Source organism: Janthinobacterium sp. 344 (assembly GCF_900112025.1).
GTDB lineage: Bacteria > Pseudomonadota > Gammaproteobacteria > Burkholderiales > Burkholderiaceae_D > Janthinobacterium.
This window is the reverse complement of record NZ_FOKL01000012.1, coordinates 83,564-100,846: the sequence shown is the minus strand read 5'-3', so window position 1 is coordinate 100,846 and position 17,283 is coordinate 83,564. Positions and strand designations below refer to the sequence as shown.

The window sequence follows — 17,283 nt, the reverse complement described above, 5'->3', positions numbered from 1 at the left end:
ATCTTAACGGAGTGGCTGGCTCAGTGCCTGATAACCAGGGATGGTTTTGGTAAATGTTTCCAGGCCATTCGCCCCCAGGCCCAGGCCATTCGACAAGCCCGTCAATTCCAGCTGGAAGAAGATCGGCGTCGAGGCATTCCTCGCCGAGGTCACGAAACGCTGCGCCCCCATGCGAAATACCCAGCAATCGCCCTTGTATTCCAGGCCGATCAGGCTTTCCAGCATGCGCCGGTCCAGCAACGAGTAACTGATGCGGCCCACGCCATACAGGCGGTCCGTCAACGGCCATTGGGTCGACACTTCCGCATTGCGCAAGCTGCCACGTTGGAAACGATTACTGAAATTCAATACTTTTTTCGGACCGGGCTGATACTGCAAGCTGTAGTTGTAACTCATCAGCTGGCGATCGCTGGGATTGTACTGCACCAGGCTGTCGACGGTCCAAGTCTCCGACACGCGGCCCGTTGCCGCCAGCAGGATATCCGAGCGCGACTGGTTGACGGGCGTGCTCGAATCGAGCTGCACGCGCTGGTCGGCGAAGTAGAAACGCTGGCCGAAGGTCAGGCGCATGCGCTCGGCGCCGTCCGGCTGCAGGAAGCGCGAGACAACGGCGGCCGTGACCTGGTTCGCATCGCCGATACGGTCGCTGCCAACGAAGCGGTTTTCCGTGAAGATCTGCGTCAGGTTGAAGGTGCCATTGGCCGTATCGAAATTCGGGAACTGCGACTGGTCGCGGTACGGCGTGTAGACGTAGAACAGGCGCGGCTCCAGCGTCTGCGTGCCGCCCTTGGAACCAAACAGGTTCGTGTCGCGTTCAAACACCAGGCCGCTGTCGACCGAGAACGTCGGCACGGCGCGCGTCAACGAGGTATTCGGGAACTGCGCCTTGGTCGTGGCATTGTTGTCGAGCTGGTAGGCGCTGGCGTTCAGCATCAGCTTGGGCGTGACGAAATAGCCAGGCCGGACGATGGGGAAACTCACTTGCGGCACGGCCACCACGCGCGACCCCTGCACCAGGGTCGGGTGCGAGAAACGCGTCGCTTCCGCATCGAAGCTCCAGTCAAAACCGCCCCAGACGTCATATTTACCGGCGTGGAAATTCACCGATGGCAAACGGTCATACGGGCGGGTCACGAAAAGGCTGGGATCGGTGATCGCGTCCGGATCCTGCAGTACCTGGTAATTCTGCACGCGCGCCGTCAGGCTCCAGTCTTCCGTACGATAATCGGTACGCAGTTCGCGCAGCAGCTGGCGCTCGGTGGCGCTGGCCACGTTTTTCGAAAAATCGTTCGGGTAATTGTTGTCGGACGCTTCGCGCAGATCCCAGGCATAGGTCCAGCCTTTGGCCAGCGCCTGTTCATGCTTGGACTTGATCATGTAGCGGTCGGTCTTGGTCTGCTTGTCGTTCGGCAGGTATTCGATCGAGGTCTCGCCGCTGTACAAACCGGCATCCGTCTCGCCCATGTAGCGCCCGACGGCACCGAGCTGAATGCCGCGCCGCTGGATATATTTCGGGTACAGGGTCAGGTCGCGGTTCGGCGCGATGTTCACGTAATACGGTACCGTCAGCTCAAAACCGTTCTTCGATGCAAAGCCTGGCGTGGGCGCCAGCCAGCCCGAGCGGCGCGCGCCCGACAGCGAGAACGAGATGCCCGGCGTGCCCAGGATCGGCACGTCCTTGAAATAAATGATGGTCTTGCTGCCGGTGCCCACGTCGCGGCCCGTATCGAGGTTCAGGGTGCTCGACTTCAGGTACCAGTCCGGATTCGGTCCTTCGCAGGTACTGTAGGTCCCGTCGATGACATTGGCCTCGTCGGGATTGATGAAGTCGACGCGCTCGGCCTTGCCCTGGCCGCCGCCCACTTCGAAGCGGTAAGTGGGATTGAGCAGGAAACCCTTGCCCGTCTCCATGTTCAGCTTCAGCACGTCGCCCGTGTAGTAATTGCCGAAACGCCACATCTTGATATGGCCTTCCGCCTCGAACTGATCTTCAACTTGTTTGTAACAAGCTGTATCGGCCGTCATTTTTGTGGTTTTTCCGCGTTCAATCACGACATTATTGTCAAGATTGATCTCCCGTTCCGGTCGCCCGTTCATGCTTTCCGCCGTCATGACGGTAGGCGCGTCCGGGTCTTCCACATGCACGGGACGCGGTGCCTTCTGGGCGTGAACAGGCACCGTCGTGGCGGCGACGAGCGCGCTGATGGCGAAAGCCCAGCGCTGCGAAGGGGGGGAGGCCGAAAACCAGCTCATGAATTGGAAGGGGCAAGCACCATTGACAGGCGATTTTTTAATTTGAATCCCTTATTATATGGGAATACGCACCATCAACCCGATTCCACAGGCCGCTTAATGTCATTCTCTTCCAATTCCTCCACCGCGCCAGCCCAAGCCGACGCTCGCCTGACCCTGTTGAAAGCCTGGTTGACCTCGCTGAACCTCGTCGCGCCCGAATCTGCCCGCCCCGCTTCCAGCGATGCCAGCTTCCGCCGCTACTACCGTCTCGACGTGCTGCCAGGCAACACAACATTGCCAGGAAGCACACTGATCGCCATGGATGCGCCGCCCGAGCGCGAAAACGTGCCCGCCTTTGTCAAGGTGGCCGGCTTGCTGAAAGCGGCCGGCGTGTCCGTGCCCGAGATCATCGCGCAAGACCTGGACAACGGCTTCCTGCTGCTGTCCGACCTGGGCACGACCACCTACCTCGATGCCCTGAACCATGACAACGCCAGCGTGCTGTACGCCGAAGCGCTGGAATCCTTGATGAAAATCCAGCTGGCCAGCCAGCCCGACGTGCTGCCCGAATTCGACCGTGCCTTCATCCTGCGCGAAATGCATCTGTTCCCGGAATGGTTCATCGGCAAGCACCTGGGCGCCACCTTGACGGATGTACAACAGACCCAGCTGGACAAGGTCTTCGAAGCCATCACGGCGAATATCTTGTCGCAACAGCAAGTATTCATGCACCGCGACTACCACTCGCGCAATTTGATGCACATCAACGATGGTTCGATCCCGAATCCCGGCATCCTCGATTTCCAGGACGCCGTCTTCGGTCCCGTCACCTACGACATCGCCTCGCTGCTGCGCGACGCGTATATCCAGTGGGACGAGGAGCTGGTGCTGGACTGGGTGATCCGCTACTGGCAGCGCGCCAAGCAGCTGGGCTTGCCAGTGAATCCCGACATCGATGCCTTTTACCGCGATTTCGAATTCACGGCCCTGCAGCGCCACCTGAAAATCCTCGGCCTGTTCGCGCGCCTGAATTACCGCGACGGCAAGGACCTGTACATGGGCGACCTGCCAACCGTGCTCGACTACGTGCGCAAGACGGCCAACCGCTACACGGAACTCAAGCCGCTGGTGCGCTTATTGGACGCGCTGGAAAATAAGACCCCACAAGTGGGCTACACATTCTGATGACACCGGCCAAAACCTACTGCGCGTCGCGCTTTGCGGCCGGCGATGCTCACCGTACTCCAGTACGGTTGCGCTTCTCGGCCACAAATCACTGCCGCTCGCTACGGTTTTGTCCGGTGTCGTAACTGCAGAATTAACTTATTGTGCGGCTCGTGCCACGCAACCTTTACCGAACGACACAGAAAACGAGTTCCACCATGAAAGCCATGATCTTCGCCGCAGGCCGCGGTGAACGGATGCGTCCGCTCACCGATACCTGCCCCAAACCGCTGCTGAAAGTGCGCGGCCGTCCGCTGATCGTCTGGCACGTGCTGAACCTGGTGCGCGCCGGCATCACGGACATCGTCATCAACCATGCGCACCTGGGCCACCTGATCGAGGAAACCCTGGGCGACGGCAGCGCGTATGGCGCGCGCATCGCCTACTCGCCCGAGACCACCCCGCTGGAAACGGCGGGCGGCATCGCCCAGGCGCGCCACCTGCTGGGCGAGGAACCGTTCCTCGCCATTTCCGGCGACATCTATTGCCCCTATTTTGATTTCAAGCAAGTGCTCGACGTGCTGGCCGACAAGGATGTGCTGGGCACGCCGTACCCGGCCGACCAGCGCGACATCGCCTGGACCTACCTGGTGCCCAATCCCGACTTTCACCCGAAAGGCGACTTCGGCCTGACCTTGTTCTCGATCAACAATACGGACGAGCCCAAATGGACCTTCGCCAACATCGGCGTCTACCGTCCCGAGATGTTCGACGGCATCGCGCCGGGCAGCCACGCCAGGCTGGGCGACCTGCTGCGCCAGTATGCGGACCAGGGCCGCGTGGGCGGCGAAGTGTATACGGGCGAGTGGACCAATGTCGGCACCCCAAAGCAGCTCGACGCGCTCAACGGCGCGACAGCCAGGGCGCCGGCGGCATGATGGCCAACTACGCGGCGCGGCGCGCGGCGCTGCTGGCGCAGATGCTGCCCGGCGGCGTGGCCATCCTCGCCACGGCGCCCGAAGTGCCGCGCAACAGCGATTGCGATTATCCGTACCGCCACGACAGCTATTTTTATTACCTCAGCGGTTTTACGGAGCCCGACAGCGCCGTGGCCCTGGTGGCCGCCAGCGCCACGGCGCCCGCGCGCGCCATCCTGTTTTGCCGCGCCAAGAACACGGAACGCGAAATCTGGGATGGTTTCCGCCATGGTCCCGAGGCGGCGCGCGCCACCTTCGGCTTTGACGCGGCCTTCCCCATCGAGGAACTCGATGCGGAAATGACGCGCCTGCTGGCTGACGCCCCCGCCATTTACTATGCGCTGGGCGGCAGCCTCGATGCGCAGGTCAAGGTGTGGCGAAACAATGTGCGCCAGAAGGCGCGCAGCGGCGTCACGGCGCCGGCCATCGCGCATGACATCCATGGCATGCTCGACGCCATGCGCCTGCTGAAAGACCCGGAAGAACAGCAGCTGATGCGCCGCGCCGCCGCCATCTCCAGCGCGGCGCACGCGCGCGCCATGCGCGCCACGCGGCCCGGCCTGCACGAATACGCGCTGGAAGCGGAGCTGCTGTACGAATTTCGCCGCAGCGGCGCGCAATTTCCCGCCTACTCCTCGATCGTGGCCGGCGGCGACAACGCCTGCATCCTGCATTACAGCGCCAACAACGCGGTATTGAAAGACGGCGAGCTGGTCTTGATCGACGCCGGCTGCGAACTCGACGGCTACGCCTCCGACATCACGCGCACGTATCCCGTCAACGGCCGCTTCAGCGGCCCGCAGCGGGCCCTGTATGAACTGGTGCTGGCGGCGCAGCAGGCGGCGCTGGACATGGTGCGCCCCGGCCTGCCGCACAGCGCCATCCACGAAGCGGCCGTGCAGGTGCTGGCGCAGGGCATGCTGGACCTGGGCTTGCTGGACCGGCAAAAAAGCGGCAGCGCGCAGGACGTCATCGCCGACAAGAGCTACCTGCCCTTCTATATGCACGGCACCAGCCACTGGCTGGGCATGGACGTGCACGACGTGGGCGCCTACCGCGACACGGGCGCGCCCGGCAAGCCATGGCGCCCCCTCGAAGCGGGCATGGTGCTGACGGTGGAACCGGGCATCTACGTGCGTCCCGGCGCGGGCGTGCCGGAACAGTTCTGGCATACGGGCATCCGCATCGAGGACGACGTGCTGGTCACGCCGCAAGGCCATGAAGTTTTCAGCACGGCGCCCAAGAGCGTGGCTGAAATCGAACAACTGATGTCACAGGATTAACGCCGCCGCATGCATACACCGTCCACTTTCGATCTCGCCATCTGCGGCGCCGGCCCCGTCGGCATGGCGCTGGCCGCCCTGCTGGTGCAGCGTGGCGCGCGCGCCGCCGGCATCGCCCTGCTTGACGCCAAGTCCATCGAGCAGGCCAGGCGCGATCCGCGCACCATCGCCCTGTCGCACGGCAGCCGCCAGATTCTCGAGGAAGCGGGCGCCTGGCCCGTGGAGGCGACGCCGATCCACGACATTCACGTGTCGCGCCGCGGCCGGTTTGGGCGCAGCCTGATGGACCGCGCGGAACATGGCGTCGAGGCGCTCGGCTACGTGGCGCGCTATGGCGCCGTGGTCGGCGTGCTGGCCGACGTCTGCGCGCGCCTGGGCGTGGCCAGCTTGCGCCCGGCCCTCGTCACGGGCAGCGCGGAAGACGCCGACGGCGTGTCGGTGCAATTCGAGCAGGATGGCGCCGCCGCCAGCCTGCGCGCCAGCCTGCTGGTGCAGGCCGAAGGCGGCCTGTTCGGCCAGCAGCCGGAGCGCGCCGTCAGCCGCGACTATGGCCAGAGCGCCATCATTGCCCATGTGCGCACGAGCAGCCCCATCGCGCACCGCGCGTATGAGCGCTTTACGGACGAAGGGCCGCTGGCCCTGCTGCCGCAGGACGATGGCTACGCGCTGGTCTGGTGCGTGCCGCCCACGCGCGCCGAGCAGCTGCTGGCGCTCGACGATGCCGCCTTTTTGGCACGCCTGGGCGCGGCCTTCGGCAGCCGCCTGGGACGTTTTACCCACACCACGCCGCGCCTGGCGTATCCACTGGGCCTGAACGCGCAGGCGGGCGGCACGGCGCGCACGGTCGCCATCGGCAATGCGGCGCAAACCCTGCATCCGGTGGCGGGACAAGGCCTGAACCTGGGCTTGCGCGACGCCGCCGTGCTGTCCCGCGTCCTGACGCAGGACAGCAGCCCGGCCGGCCTGGAACGCTATGCGGCCCTGCGCCAGGCGGACCGGGGGCTGACCGTGCGCGTGACCGACACCATGGCGCGCATCTTCACGGGCAGCGCGCCCACGCAGGGCTTGCTGGGCCTGTCGCTGGGCTTGCTGGATGCCTGTCCCCCTGCGCGCAAGACGCTGGCGGAACTGATGATGTACGGCCGCCGCTGAGTCCCGCTCCCGCGGCGACGGGCGAAAAAGAAACAGCGGGATTATCCGGCATGGAATAAACGGCCCGCGGATGCGACAATGGGCCTCACCTGGTTTTTGGCGACCGTTCCATGACAGATGCAATCCCCGCAGCCCCTCCTGCCGCTCTTCCGGAAGTCCTTTTTTCCCGCCTGCTGGAAGACGCCCTCGACGCCGTCATCATCATTGACGAGCAGTGCCGCATCCGTTACATCAATGGCGCCATGCAGGCGCTGTCGGGCTATGCCAGCGGTGAATTGCTGGGCCAGACCTTGAACGGCCTGCTGCCCGACGCCGTCGCCGCGCAGCACGACAACCACGTGATCAATTACATCCGCAGCTCGCGCACCTCCAGCGTGCTGGGAAAAATCCGCGAATTCGCCATCCGCCACCGCAATGCGCAGATGATCCCCATCGAGATGAAGGCGCTGGACCTGGGCGTGGTGGACGGCATGCGCTATTTCGGCGCCTTTCTGCTCGACGTGCGCGAACGGCGCGAACTGGCGGCCAAGAACGCCAGCCTGCTGGCGCAGCTGGAGCAGCAGGCGCTGTACGATGCCCTGACGGCGCTGCCGAACCGGCGCGCCTATGAAGCCCAGGCCGAGCAGGCGATGGCGCGCGCGGCGCGCAGCGGCACCGCCCTGACGGTGGGCGTGGCCGACCTCGACCACTTCAAGAAAATCAACGACCGCCATGGCCATGCCGTGGGCGACGCCGTGCTGCGCAACGTGGCGCAGGTGCTGCGCGACACGGGCCGCGTGACCGACGTGGCGGCGCGCCTGGGCGGCGAGGAATTCGGCCTGCTGTTCCCCGACGCGACCCTGAAGCAGGCGTACAAGGTGGCCGAACGCATCCGCGCGGCGGTGGCCGCCGCCGTCACCGTGCTGCCCGACGGCACGCCGCTGCACGTCACCATCAGCATCGGCCTGGCGCCGCTGATGAAAGGCGCCAGCCTGGACGCGGCCATGTCGGAAGCGGACAAGGCCCTGTATGCGGCCAAGCACCAGGGACGCAACAAGGTGGTGGCGGCAGCATGAACAAAACGGCCCGCGCAAGGCGGGCCGTCTTCTGTTGACCAAGGCATGGCCTTACTCGACGGCCTTGAGCATATCCTCGATCACCTTTTTCGCATCGCCAAACACCATCATCGTGTTCGGCTGGTAGAACAGTTCATTGTCCAGACCCGCATAGCCGGACGCCATCGAACGCTTGTTGACGATGATGCTCTTGGCTTTATACGCTTCCAGGATGGGCATGCCGGCGATCGGCGATTTCGGGTCCTTCGCCGCCGGGTTGACCACGTCATTCGCGCCCAGCACCAGCACCACGTCCGTCTGGCCGAATTCGCCGTTGATGTCCTCCATCTCGAAGACCTGGTCGTACGGCACTTCCGCTTCGGCCAGCAGCACGTTCATGTGGCCCGGCATGCGCCCCGCCACCGGGTGGATCGCATACTTGACGGTGACGCCCTTGTGCGTGAGCTTTTCCACCAGTTCCTTGAGCGAATGCTGCGCGCGCGCCACGGCCAGGCCGTAGCCGGGCACGATGATGACGGTTTCCGCATTGCCCATGATGAAGGCGGCATCGTCGGCCGAACCCGATTTCACGGGGCGCTGTTCCTGCGTGCCCGCGCTGCCTGCGGCCGGCGCATCGCCGCCGAAGCCGCCCAGGATGACGTTGAAGAACGAGCGGTTCATGGCCTTGCACATGATGTACGAGAGGATGGCGCCCGAGGACCCCACGAGCGAACCGGCGATGATCAGCATCGAGTTATTCAGCGAAAAACCGATGCCGGCCGCGGCCCAGCCCGAATAACTGTTGAGCATCGACACCACCACCGGCATGTCGGCGCCGCCGATGGGGATGATGATCAGCACGCCCAGCGCAAAGGCGATCAGGGCCATGATGATGAACGGCGTCCACGCGGGTTCGACGCCATCGGCGAAGCAGAACGCCAGGCCCAGGGCCACCATCACCAGCGCCAGCACCAGGTTGAGCATGTGCTGGCCCTTGAAGCTGACGGGCGCGCCCTGGAACAGGCGGAACTTGTATTTGCCCGACAGCTTGCCGAAGGCGATCACCGAACCGGAAAACGTGATGGCGCCGACAAAGGTGCCGATGAACAGCTCGAAGCGGTTGCCGATGGGCAGCGCCTGGCCTTGCTGGGCGATATTGAAGGCCCACGGTTCCGACACGGCCGCCACGGCGATGCACACGGCCGCCAGGCCGATCAGCGAGTGCATGGCCGCCACCAGCTCCGGCATCTTCGTCATTTCCACGGTCTTCGCCAGGTAGGCGCCGATGGCGCCGCCAGTGACGATGCCGATGATGACGAGGGTCAGGCCCATGCCGCCCGTCTGCTGCTCCTTCAGCTTCAGGATCAGCGCCACGGTGGTGACGGCGGCAATCGCCATGCCGCTCATGCCGAAGGCATTGCCGCGGCGCGCCGTCGACGGCGACGACAAGCCTTTCAAGGCCTGGATGAAGCATACGGAAGCGATCAGGTACATCATCGTCACCAGGTTCATGGTGACGAAACTCATGGCATGGCTCATTCTTTCGCTCCTTGCTTGGCCTTCGGTTCTTTTTTACGGAACATTTCGAGCATGCGCTGCGTGACGAGGAAGCCGCCAAACACGTTGACGGCGGCCAGGGCCACGGCCAGGGTGCCGGCCACTTGCGCCAGCGGGCCATCCGTCAGGCCGGCCGCCAGCATGGCGCCGACGATGATGATGGCGGAAATGGCGTTGGTGACGGCCATCAGCGGCGTGTGCAGCGCCGGCGTGACGGTCCAGACGACGTGGTAGCCGACATAAATGGCCAGCACGAAGATGATCAGGTTAGTGATGGTGTGACTGATTTCCATGATGTTGTTCTCTCCGGCGCCGGGTTATTTTCTGAGGATGTCATTGCCCGCGCAAACCAGGCTGGCCTTGATGATTTCATCCTCGCGGTCGATCAGCAATTGATCGTCCTTGTCGATGATGAGCTTTAAAAAGTCCAGCACGTTGCGCGCATACAGGGCCGAGGCATCGGCCGCCACCAGGGTAGCCAGGTTCGGCTCGCCCACGATGTAGACGCCATGTTTCACCACGGTCTTGCCCAGCTCGGACAAGGGGCAGTTGCCGCCCTGCTCCACGGCCAGGTCGACGATGACGGAACCGGGCTTCATGGCTTTCACCGTCTCTTCGGAGATCAGCACGGGCGCGGCGCGGCCGGGGATCAGCGCGGTGGTGATGATGATGTCGGCCAGTTTCGCCCGCTCGTGCACCAGCTCCGCCTGGCGGCGCATCCAGTCGGCCGGCATGGCGCGCGCATAGCCGCCCGAGCCCTTGGCGATGTCTTTTTCCTCATCGGTCAGGAACGGCACGTCGAGGAACTTGGCGCCCAAGGACTCCACCTGCTCCTTGACGGGCGGGCGCACGTCGGACGCCTCGATCACGGCGCCCAGGCGCTTGGCCGTGGCGATCGCCTGCAAGCCGGCCACGCCCACGCCCATGATCAGCACGCGGGCCGCCTTGACGGTGCCGGCCGCCGTCATCAGCATCGGCATGAAGCGCTGATAGGTGTTGGCCGCCACCAGCACGGCCTTGTAGCCGGCGATGTTCGCCTGCGACGACAGCACGTCCATCGACTGCGCGCGCGTGATGCGCGGCACGGCTTCCAGGGCGAAGGCGGACAGGCCCGCGCCAGCCATGGCGGCGATATTGTCCGCGTCGAACGGGTTCAGCATGCCGATCAGCACAGTACCGCTGGCCATCAGGGCGCGCTCGCCGGCGTCCGGCGCGCGCACCTTGAGCACGATGGCGCAGCCATAGGCTTCCTCGGCTGTGCCGATCTGCGCGCCGGCGGCCGCATAGGCCTCGTCGGTGATCGACGCTTGCACGCCGGCCCCCGCCTGTACGACGACCTGATGCTTGGCCGCCAGTTTCTTGACTGTCTCGGGCGTCGCTGCCACCCGGGTCTCACCGGGCCGCGATTCGGCCGGTATGCCTATCCTCATGATGCCTCCGCTAATTGATAAACTGACTAGAATCTAACACGGAAAGCAGCGCGTTAAACGTTTGTGAACCAGCAACTTTTAGTCGTACGACACTAATTTCCCCGCTACAACAACATTCGTTTCACCATGCGGCGCGGCGACCATATTGTGGGAAAGGTGTGTCAATCTCACCACAGTCCAGTGAACGTGCGCGCTTGTTTTGACCACGGGGAAAGCCTATATTAGCGGGCGCTTCCTGCCATCTTGCCGCCCGAGTCCCCATGCTAGTGCGCGCCCAGGGAAAGACGTAAGTACCTCCCACCGCTATTTGCTAAAACGTTGTCATTTATCAATATGTCCGCGCAACAAAAGGCCGGCTTCAAACCGCGCGCGCAGAACAAGATAAAATGTCGGCTCTTTCAAGGATGGAATCATGCCGAGAATCTGGAAACCCTCTGTCACCGTTGCCGCCATCGTCGAGCGCGATGGCCTGTTTTTACTGATTGAAGAAGAGACCAGCGAAGGCATCAAGATCAATCAACCAGCCGGCCACCTCGACCCGTTCGAGTCGCTGGAGCAGGCGGTGATCCGCGAAACGCTGGAAGAAGCGGCCTACGATTTCATCCCCACGGCACTGGTCGGCATGTACATGTCGCGCTATCAGTCGCTGCGCACGGGCGAGGACGTGACGTATTTGCGCTTCACCTTTTGCGGCACGGCCGGGGCCGAACATGACCGCCCGCTGGACGAAGGCATCATCCGCACCCTGTGGATGACACGCGACGAACTGGCGGCGTGCCAGGAGCGCCACCGCAGCCCGCTGGTGCTGCAGTGCGTGGACGAATACCTGGCCGGCCGGCGCGCGCCGCTGGCCCTGCTGCACACGCATGCGTCCGTTTTTAACAGCGCATAGCACTCTCTACAAGTAACTGGAAAGCAAGATGAGCAAGAAGAAAGTCGTGATCGGCATGTCGGGCGGGGTCGATTCCTCGGTCGCGGCATGGATGCTGAAGGAACAAGGCTATGAAGTCATCGGCCTGTTCATGAAAAACTGGGAAGATGACGACGATTCGGAATACTGCTCCACGCGCCAGGACTGGATCGACGCGGCCAGCGTGGCCGACGTCATCGGCGTCGATATCGAAGCCGTCAATTTCGCTTCCGAATACAAGGACCGCGTCTTCGCCGACTTCCTGCGCGAATACCAGGCCGGCCGCACGCCGAACCCGGACGTGCTGTGCAACGCCGAAATCAAGTTCAAGGCTTTCCTCGACCACGCCATGACCCTGGGCGCCGACCTGATCGCCACGGGCCACTATGCGCGCGTGCGCCAGGCGCCGACGGACGCGGGCCGCTACGAGCTGCTGAAGGCCGTCGACGCCAGCAAGGATCAAAGCTACTTCCTGCACCGCCTGAACCAGGCGCAGCTGTCCAAGACTTTGTTCCCGCTCGGTGAAATCCCGAAGACGCAAGTGCGCCAGATCGCCGAGAAACTGGCCCTGCCGAATGCGCAGAAAAAGGATTCGACGGGCATCTGCTTCATCGGCGAGCGCCCGTTCCGCGAATTCCTGAACCGCTACCTGTCGTACAAGCCGGGCCCGATGAAAACGGCGGACGGCAAGACCGTGGGCGAGCACGTGGGCCTGAGTTTTTATACGCTGGGCCAGCGCAAGGGCATCGGCATCGGCGGCGTGAAGTCGTACCAGAACGCGGACGGCAGCAGCGACGCCTGGTACGTGGCGCGCAAGGATATCGCCAACAACACCCTGTACGTGGTGCAGGGCCACGACCATCCGTGGCTGCTGTCGCCATCCTTGACGGCCGATCAGGCCAGCTGGATCGCAGGCAGCGCGCCGCAGGCGGGCCCCTTGAGCGCCAAGACGCGCTACCGCCAGGCCGACGTGGCCTGCCAGCTGCTACCAAGCGGGAATGAGCACTTCAGCCTGGCCTTCGACCAGGCGCAATGGGCCGTCACGCCGGGCCAGTCGGCCGTGCTGTATGACGGCGACGTGTGCCTGGGCGGCGGCATCATCGCCAGCGCCACAGGCTTGGCCGGCAGCTAGGAGTTGCCCTGCGCGGCGGCGGCCAGGGCCTGCTGCTTGCGCACCATGGCGATCACCGTATTGCGCACGGTTTTCAGGACCGTGTCGGCCATGAAGGGCTTCACGATGAAGCCCGACACGCCCATGGCGTGCGCCGCCTGCAGCGAGGCGGCGTCGATGCCGCCCGAGATCATGAAGATCAGCGTCTTCGGATACTGTTCGCGGATGGTCTGCACCACATTCGTTCCATCTTCCACCTGTTCGCGCGCGATGCACACGAAATGCGGCCGGTGCTTGACCAGCAGCGCCAGTCCCAGCGCGCTGGTATGCGTCTGGCCGCAGACATCGTAGCCGCCATCGGTCAGGACCGTGTTCAGCAGGCCGCGCGCCACGGCGCTGCTATCGATCAGGACTGCCTTTAACATCATGATTTACTTCCCTTGCTTGATTGTTCTTGTCTTGCGTTGCGCGTTACTTTTCCCAGGCCAGCTTGTTCCAGGTGACACCCAGCGTGACATCCGTCTTGAGTTCGACCAACTTTCTTGAAAGATACAGTATTTCCCGCTCTTTTCGCAGGCTTTCACCGAGCGCACCGGGCAAAATCCCCGCGCCGGCCATCACGGCGTCGATATTGCCGTAAGCACGCAACAGTTTCGCCCCGGTTTTCAGGCCGATCTTCGACACGCCGGGGATGCTGTCCGTGACGTCGCCCATCAGCGCCAGCAGGTCGGGCAGCAGTTCCGGCGGCACGCCAAACTTTTTCTCGACCCAGGCGTGGTCGTGCCAGACGCCCTTGAAGTGGTCCCACACCAGCGCGCCGTGGGCGATCAGGCCGTGCAGATCCTTGTCGGTGGTGGCGATGACGGCCGCGCCGCGCCCCTCGTGCAGCCAGCGCATGACGGCCGTGCCGATCACGTCGTCGGCCTCGACCTCGGGAATGCTGACCACGTGCATGCCGAAGCTGGCCAGGGTGGCGTAAAAACCGGGCAAGGCGTCGCGCAGCACTTGCGGCATGGGCTGGCGGCCCTCGCGGTAGCCCGCATACAGGGCGTGGCGCCAGGTGGGACCGCCAAAGTCGAAGGCCGGCAGGATGTGCGTCGGCTCGTGGTCGTTGATGAGGGTGCGGAACGACGACAGCGCATGGCGCAGCGCGATCTCCGCCTTCAGGTCGGAATCGGGTTCAGGACTGGCTTCGTAGACGCGGCGTACGATATTCAAGCCGTCGATAGCGAGGAGTCTGGCCATGCGGTAAGTGGATACTGGTTGAATCGATCATTTTACCGTATGGCGCCCCGCGCATCGCCCGTCAACGCCGCTTACTTTGCAAAATCATAAGGTCCGCCCTTTTCCAGCGCGCGCTGGTAGGCCGGGCGCGCGTGGATGCGCTGCAAAAAGGCCGTCAGCTTCGGCAGGCGCGCATCGAGGCCGCCGCGCATGGCGGCCGCCTCCAGCGGAAAGCTCATCTGGATGTCGGCCGCCGAGAACTCATTGCCGGCAAACCATTTTTCTTTTTCCAGCTCCGCTTCCATGTAGGCCAGCTGGCTGTTGATGTTCGGCAGGATGAAGCTGTTCTTGACCTTGCTGGCGATGCCGCGCGCGATCGGTTTCACAAAAAATGGCATGGGCGACGCTTCGATCTTGTCGAACACCAGCTTCATCAGCAGCGGCGGCATGGCCGAGCCTTCCGCGAAATGCAGCCAGTAGGTCCAGCGCAGCTTGTCCGGCGTACCCGCCGCCGGCACCAGGCGGCCATTGCCGTAGCGCTCGACCAGGTAGTCGATGATGGCGCCCGACTCGGCGATCGTGTTGGCGCCGTCCGTGATCACGGGCGACTTGCCCAGCGGATGCACGGCCTTCAGCGAGGCGGGGGCCAGCATGGTTTTCGGGTCGCGCTGGTAGCGCTTGACCTCGTACTCGAGGCCCAGTTCTTCAAGCAGCCAGAGCACGCGCTGCGAGCGCGAATTGTTCAGATGGTGGACGACGATCATGGTTTTCCCGTTAGCGATGGTTGAGTTCCAGTATAGCCGGGCCGGCATTATTGCGGCGGCGCAAGCGAATCGGTAAAAAAGTTGCGAAAAACAGTAGTTTCAATTGATAACTTTTGAGGAATCCCTTATCTTGTTTTGTTTCCAATAAGTAAGGATTTCCCCCGTGGATGTCGACGTCAACAACAACATCGCCCAGCGCGAAGCCATCACCTTCAGCGCCACCGGCAGCGAATACTTCCGCATCTGGATCGTCAACCTGCTGCTGAGCATCGTTACCCTGGGCATTTACTCGGCCTGGGCCAAGGTGCGCCGCAACCGCTATTTCTATTCCAGCACCCACCTCGCTGGCAGCAGCTTCGAATATCACGGCAATGCCATCGCCATCCTGAAGGGCCGCATCGCGGCCGTGGTGCTGATCGGCGGCTACAACATCGCCTTCCAGGTCTCGCCCATCATTGGCCTGATCATGCTCGTGCTGATGATGGCCGTGCTGCCATGGCTGGTGTGGAAAAGCCTGCAATTCAAGCTCTATAACACCAGTTACCGCGGCATCCGCTTCGGCTTTAACGGCAACGCCAAGGAAGCCTACCTGTATTTCCTCTGGCTGCCCATCCTAAATACCTTCACGGGCGGCCTGATGACGCCGTTCCTGCACCAGCGCCTGAAGCGCTTCCAGCATACGCACAGCCGCTTCGGCACGAGTAACTTCAGCTTCAACGCCACGGTCGGCAGCTTCTACAAGACGTATCTGCTGTTCTTCGCCCTGCTGCTGGCCGGCTTCCTGGTGCTGATCTTCGTCGTCTTCGCCAGCGTCTTCGCCACGTTTGCCACGCATGCCAACGACGTCACCAAGGCCGGCAGCATCTTCGGCGCCGTGGCCGCCCTGTACGCCTGGCTCTTCCTCGTGCTGCCGCTGTTCCTCACCATGATCCAGAACCTGATCTGGAACCACACGCGCTTGCAGCAGCACCAGTTCGCCTCGCAGCTGACGTGGGGCCGCACCACCTTCATCATGCTGACCAACCTGCTGGGCATCGTCCTCACCCTGGGCCTGTTTTCGCCATTCGCCCACGTGCGCTGGCTGAAATACCGCCTGGAAGCGACGTCCATGCTGGTGCACGGCAATCTCGATGCCTTTGTCGCCGCCACCGGCGAGCAAGTATCGGCCACGGGAGAAGGCGTGGTCGACCTGCTGGACTTCGACCTGTCGCTGTAGCATGCCGAGCGACAGCCCCGCCGCAAACGCCGCGCTGGCCGCGCGCTATTTCGACGGCCAGACTTCGCGCCTGTACCACGTCACGCTCGGCGTGCGCGATGGCATGGCCGTGCTGGCCGGCGATATCGAACGCAGCTGCCCGCTGGGCGAGCTGCACGTCTCCGAACGCAGCAGCCACGCCGCGCGCAAGGTCAGCTTTCCCGATGGCGCCTACCTGGAAATCGCCGACCAGGCCGCCTTCAGCGAGCTGCTGCACGCCACGGGCCACCGCGACGGCTGGGTGGTGCGGCTGCAGCAAAGCTGGCGCGGCGCCGTGCTGGCCACCGTCGCCACCGTGCTGGCCCTGTGGCTCAGCTATCAGTATCTGCTGCCCGTGGTGGCGAAAGGCGTGGCGTATGCGGTTCCGCAGTCCGTCGAGCGCCAGCTGGGCCAGGGCGTGCTCGATTTCCTCGACCAGCACGTGTTCGCCGCCAGCCAGCTCGATGGCGCGCGCCAGCAAGCCTTGCGCGCGCAGTTCGCGCGCCTGGCCACGCCCGGCGACAGCACGCCCGCGCACCGCATCGTTTTCCGCAAGAGCAGGATCGGTCCGAACGCCTTCGCCCTGCCGTCCGGCGACATCGTGCTGACCGATGAAATGGTGGCGCTGATGCCGGACGACCTGGCCATCATGGGGGTGCTGGCGCATGAGCTGGGCCACTTGCAGCAGCGCCACCTGACGCGCCGCCTGATCCAGACCTCGGCCGTGGGTGCCGGCGCGGCGCTGCTGTTCGGCGACGTGTCGACGGTGGTGGCGACCCTGCCGCCGCTGCTGCTGGACCTGAAGTATTCGCGCGACGTCGAGCGCGAGGCGGACGACTATGCGATCGCCATGCTGCGCCGGAACGGCATTCCCCTGGAACACCTGGCGCAGGTGTTTGTCGCGCTGGGCAAGCTGGACGAAGGCACGCCCTACCTGTCGAGCCATCCGGCCAGCGCGGAACGCGTCGCGCGCATCCGCGCCGCACAACGGTGAACACCTGACCAGACCTACTGCGCGTCGCGCTTTGCGGCCGGCGATGCTCACCGTACTAAAGTACGGTTGCGCTTCTCGGCCACAAATCACTGCCGCTCGCTACGGTTTTGTCAGGTGTCGCATGCGTGGATAGCGTCGCTCCAACCGCACACTTTCCCATTCAGCAAGATCCACAAATCACCGGTACACTCAGCAGTATCAGTCTGACTTCCCC

The 17,283-nt window shown here is 63.6% G+C and carries 16 protein-coding genes; 9 read left to right on the top strand and 7 right to left on the bottom strand.

What is annotated here, in order from left to right; all coding sequences use genetic code 11:
- Positions 1–3: 3 nt before the first annotated feature.
- Entirely contained in the window at positions 4–2,253 is a 2,250-nt protein-coding gene (locus tag BM193_RS25185; protein ID WP_092802867.1) for an LPS-assembly protein LptD, read from the bottom strand.
- A gap of 99 nt (positions 2,254–2,352) precedes the next feature.
- Here BM193_RS25185 and BM193_RS25180 point away from each other — a divergent pair, with 99 nt between their 5' ends.
- From BM193_RS25180 to BM193_RS25160, 5 genes are all read left to right on the top strand, one after another.
- Positions 2,353–3,420: an aminoglycoside phosphotransferase family protein gene (locus BM193_RS25180; RefSeq protein ID WP_092802870.1), complete on the top strand. Its 1,068-nt coding sequence runs from the start codon at positions 2,353–2,355 to the stop codon at positions 3,418–3,420.
- 197 nt (positions 3,421–3,617) lie between these two features.
- Positions 3,618–4,337, top strand: a complete 720-nt coding sequence (gene murU / locus BM193_RS25175) for an N-acetylmuramate alpha-1-phosphate uridylyltransferase MurU (protein WP_092802873.1) — start codon at positions 3,618–3,620, stop codon at positions 4,335–4,337.
- Positions 4,337–5,659 (top strand): aminopeptidase P N-terminal domain-containing protein, encoded by a 1,323-nt coding sequence (locus tag BM193_RS25170; protein ID WP_175533422.1) that lies wholly within the window; start codon positions 4,337–4,339, stop codon positions 5,657–5,659. The genes murU and BM193_RS25170 overlap by 1 nt, the downstream gene beginning before the upstream one ends.
- Before the next feature lie 9 nt (positions 5,660–5,668).
- The gene (locus BM193_RS25165) at positions 5,669–6,811 is read left to right on the top strand and encodes an FAD-dependent monooxygenase (protein WP_092802879.1); all 1,143 of its coding nucleotides are present in this window, start codon (positions 5,669–5,671) and stop codon (positions 6,809–6,811) included.
- 110 nt (positions 6,812–6,921) lie between these two features.
- Positions 6,922–7,866 carry a GGDEF domain-containing protein gene (locus tag BM193_RS25160; RefSeq protein WP_092802882.1) on the top strand — a complete coding sequence of 315 codons (945 nt, stop codon included), beginning with the start codon at positions 6,922–6,924 and terminating at the stop codon, positions 7,864–7,866.
- A gap of 51 nt (positions 7,867–7,917) precedes the next feature.
- Here BM193_RS25160 and BM193_RS25155 read toward each other — a convergent pair whose 3' ends face one another.
- The 3 genes from BM193_RS25155 to BM193_RS25145 are packed head-to-tail and all read right to left on the bottom strand — an operon-like array spanning position 7,918 to position 10,832.
- On the bottom strand, positions 7,918–9,372 hold the full coding sequence (locus BM193_RS25155; RefSeq protein ID WP_092803094.1) for an NAD(P)(+) transhydrogenase (Re/Si-specific) subunit beta: 1,455 nt from the start codon (positions 9,370–9,372) through the stop codon (positions 7,918–7,920).
- 8 nt (positions 9,373–9,380) lie between these two features.
- Entirely contained in the window at positions 9,381–9,695 is a 315-nt protein-coding gene (locus tag BM193_RS25150; RefSeq protein WP_034745644.1) for an NAD(P) transhydrogenase subunit alpha part 2, read from the bottom strand.
- A 24-nt stretch (positions 9,696–9,719) separates the two neighbouring features.
- A complete protein-coding gene (locus BM193_RS25145) occupies positions 9,720–10,832 on the bottom strand; it encodes a Re/Si-specific NAD(P)(+) transhydrogenase subunit alpha (RefSeq protein ID WP_092802885.1) in 1,113 nt (370 codons plus the stop codon).
- A gap of 412 nt (positions 10,833–11,244) precedes the next feature.
- On the opposite strand from BM193_RS25145, the gene BM193_RS25140 reads away from it, so the two are divergent.
- Entirely contained in the window at positions 11,245–11,724 is a 480-nt protein-coding gene (locus tag BM193_RS25140; protein ID WP_034745637.1) for an NUDIX hydrolase, read from the top strand.
- A 28-nt stretch (positions 11,725–11,752) separates the two neighbouring features.
- Positions 11,753–12,874 (top strand): tRNA 2-thiouridine(34) synthase MnmA, encoded by a 1,122-nt coding sequence (gene mnmA / locus BM193_RS25135; protein ID WP_092802888.1) that lies wholly within the window; start codon positions 11,753–11,755, stop codon positions 12,872–12,874.
- Here mnmA and BM193_RS25130 read toward each other — a convergent pair.
- The 3 genes from BM193_RS25130 to BM193_RS25120 form a co-directional block, all read right to left on the bottom strand.
- Positions 12,871–13,278, bottom strand: coding sequence for a response regulator (locus BM193_RS25130; RefSeq protein ID WP_092803097.1), 408 nt, complete (start codon positions 13,276–13,278; stop codon positions 12,871–12,873). The two genes, mnmA and BM193_RS25130, sit on opposite strands and share 4 nt — an antisense overlap.
- A gap of 46 nt (positions 13,279–13,324) precedes the next feature.
- On the bottom strand, positions 13,325–14,098 hold the full coding sequence (locus BM193_RS25125) for a 5'-3' exonuclease (protein WP_070220600.1): 774 nt from the start codon (positions 14,096–14,098) through the stop codon (positions 13,325–13,327).
- Between the two features lie 71 nt (positions 14,099–14,169).
- Positions 14,170–14,841, bottom strand: a complete 672-nt coding sequence (locus BM193_RS25120; RefSeq protein ID WP_092802891.1) for a glutathione S-transferase — start codon at positions 14,839–14,841, stop codon at positions 14,170–14,172.
- Between the two features lie 163 nt (positions 14,842–15,004).
- On the opposite strand from BM193_RS25120, the gene BM193_RS25115 reads away from it, so the two are divergent.
- The gene (locus BM193_RS25115) at positions 15,005–16,057 is read left to right on the top strand and encodes a YjgN family protein (RefSeq protein WP_254786411.1); all 1,053 of its coding nucleotides are present in this window, start codon (positions 15,005–15,007) and stop codon (positions 16,055–16,057) included.
- 1 nt (position 16,058) lies between these two features.
- Positions 16,059–17,069, top strand: coding sequence for a M48 family metallopeptidase (locus BM193_RS25110; protein ID WP_092802894.1), 1,011 nt, complete (start codon positions 16,059–16,061; stop codon positions 17,067–17,069).
- Positions 17,070–17,283 lie beyond the last annotated feature (214 nt).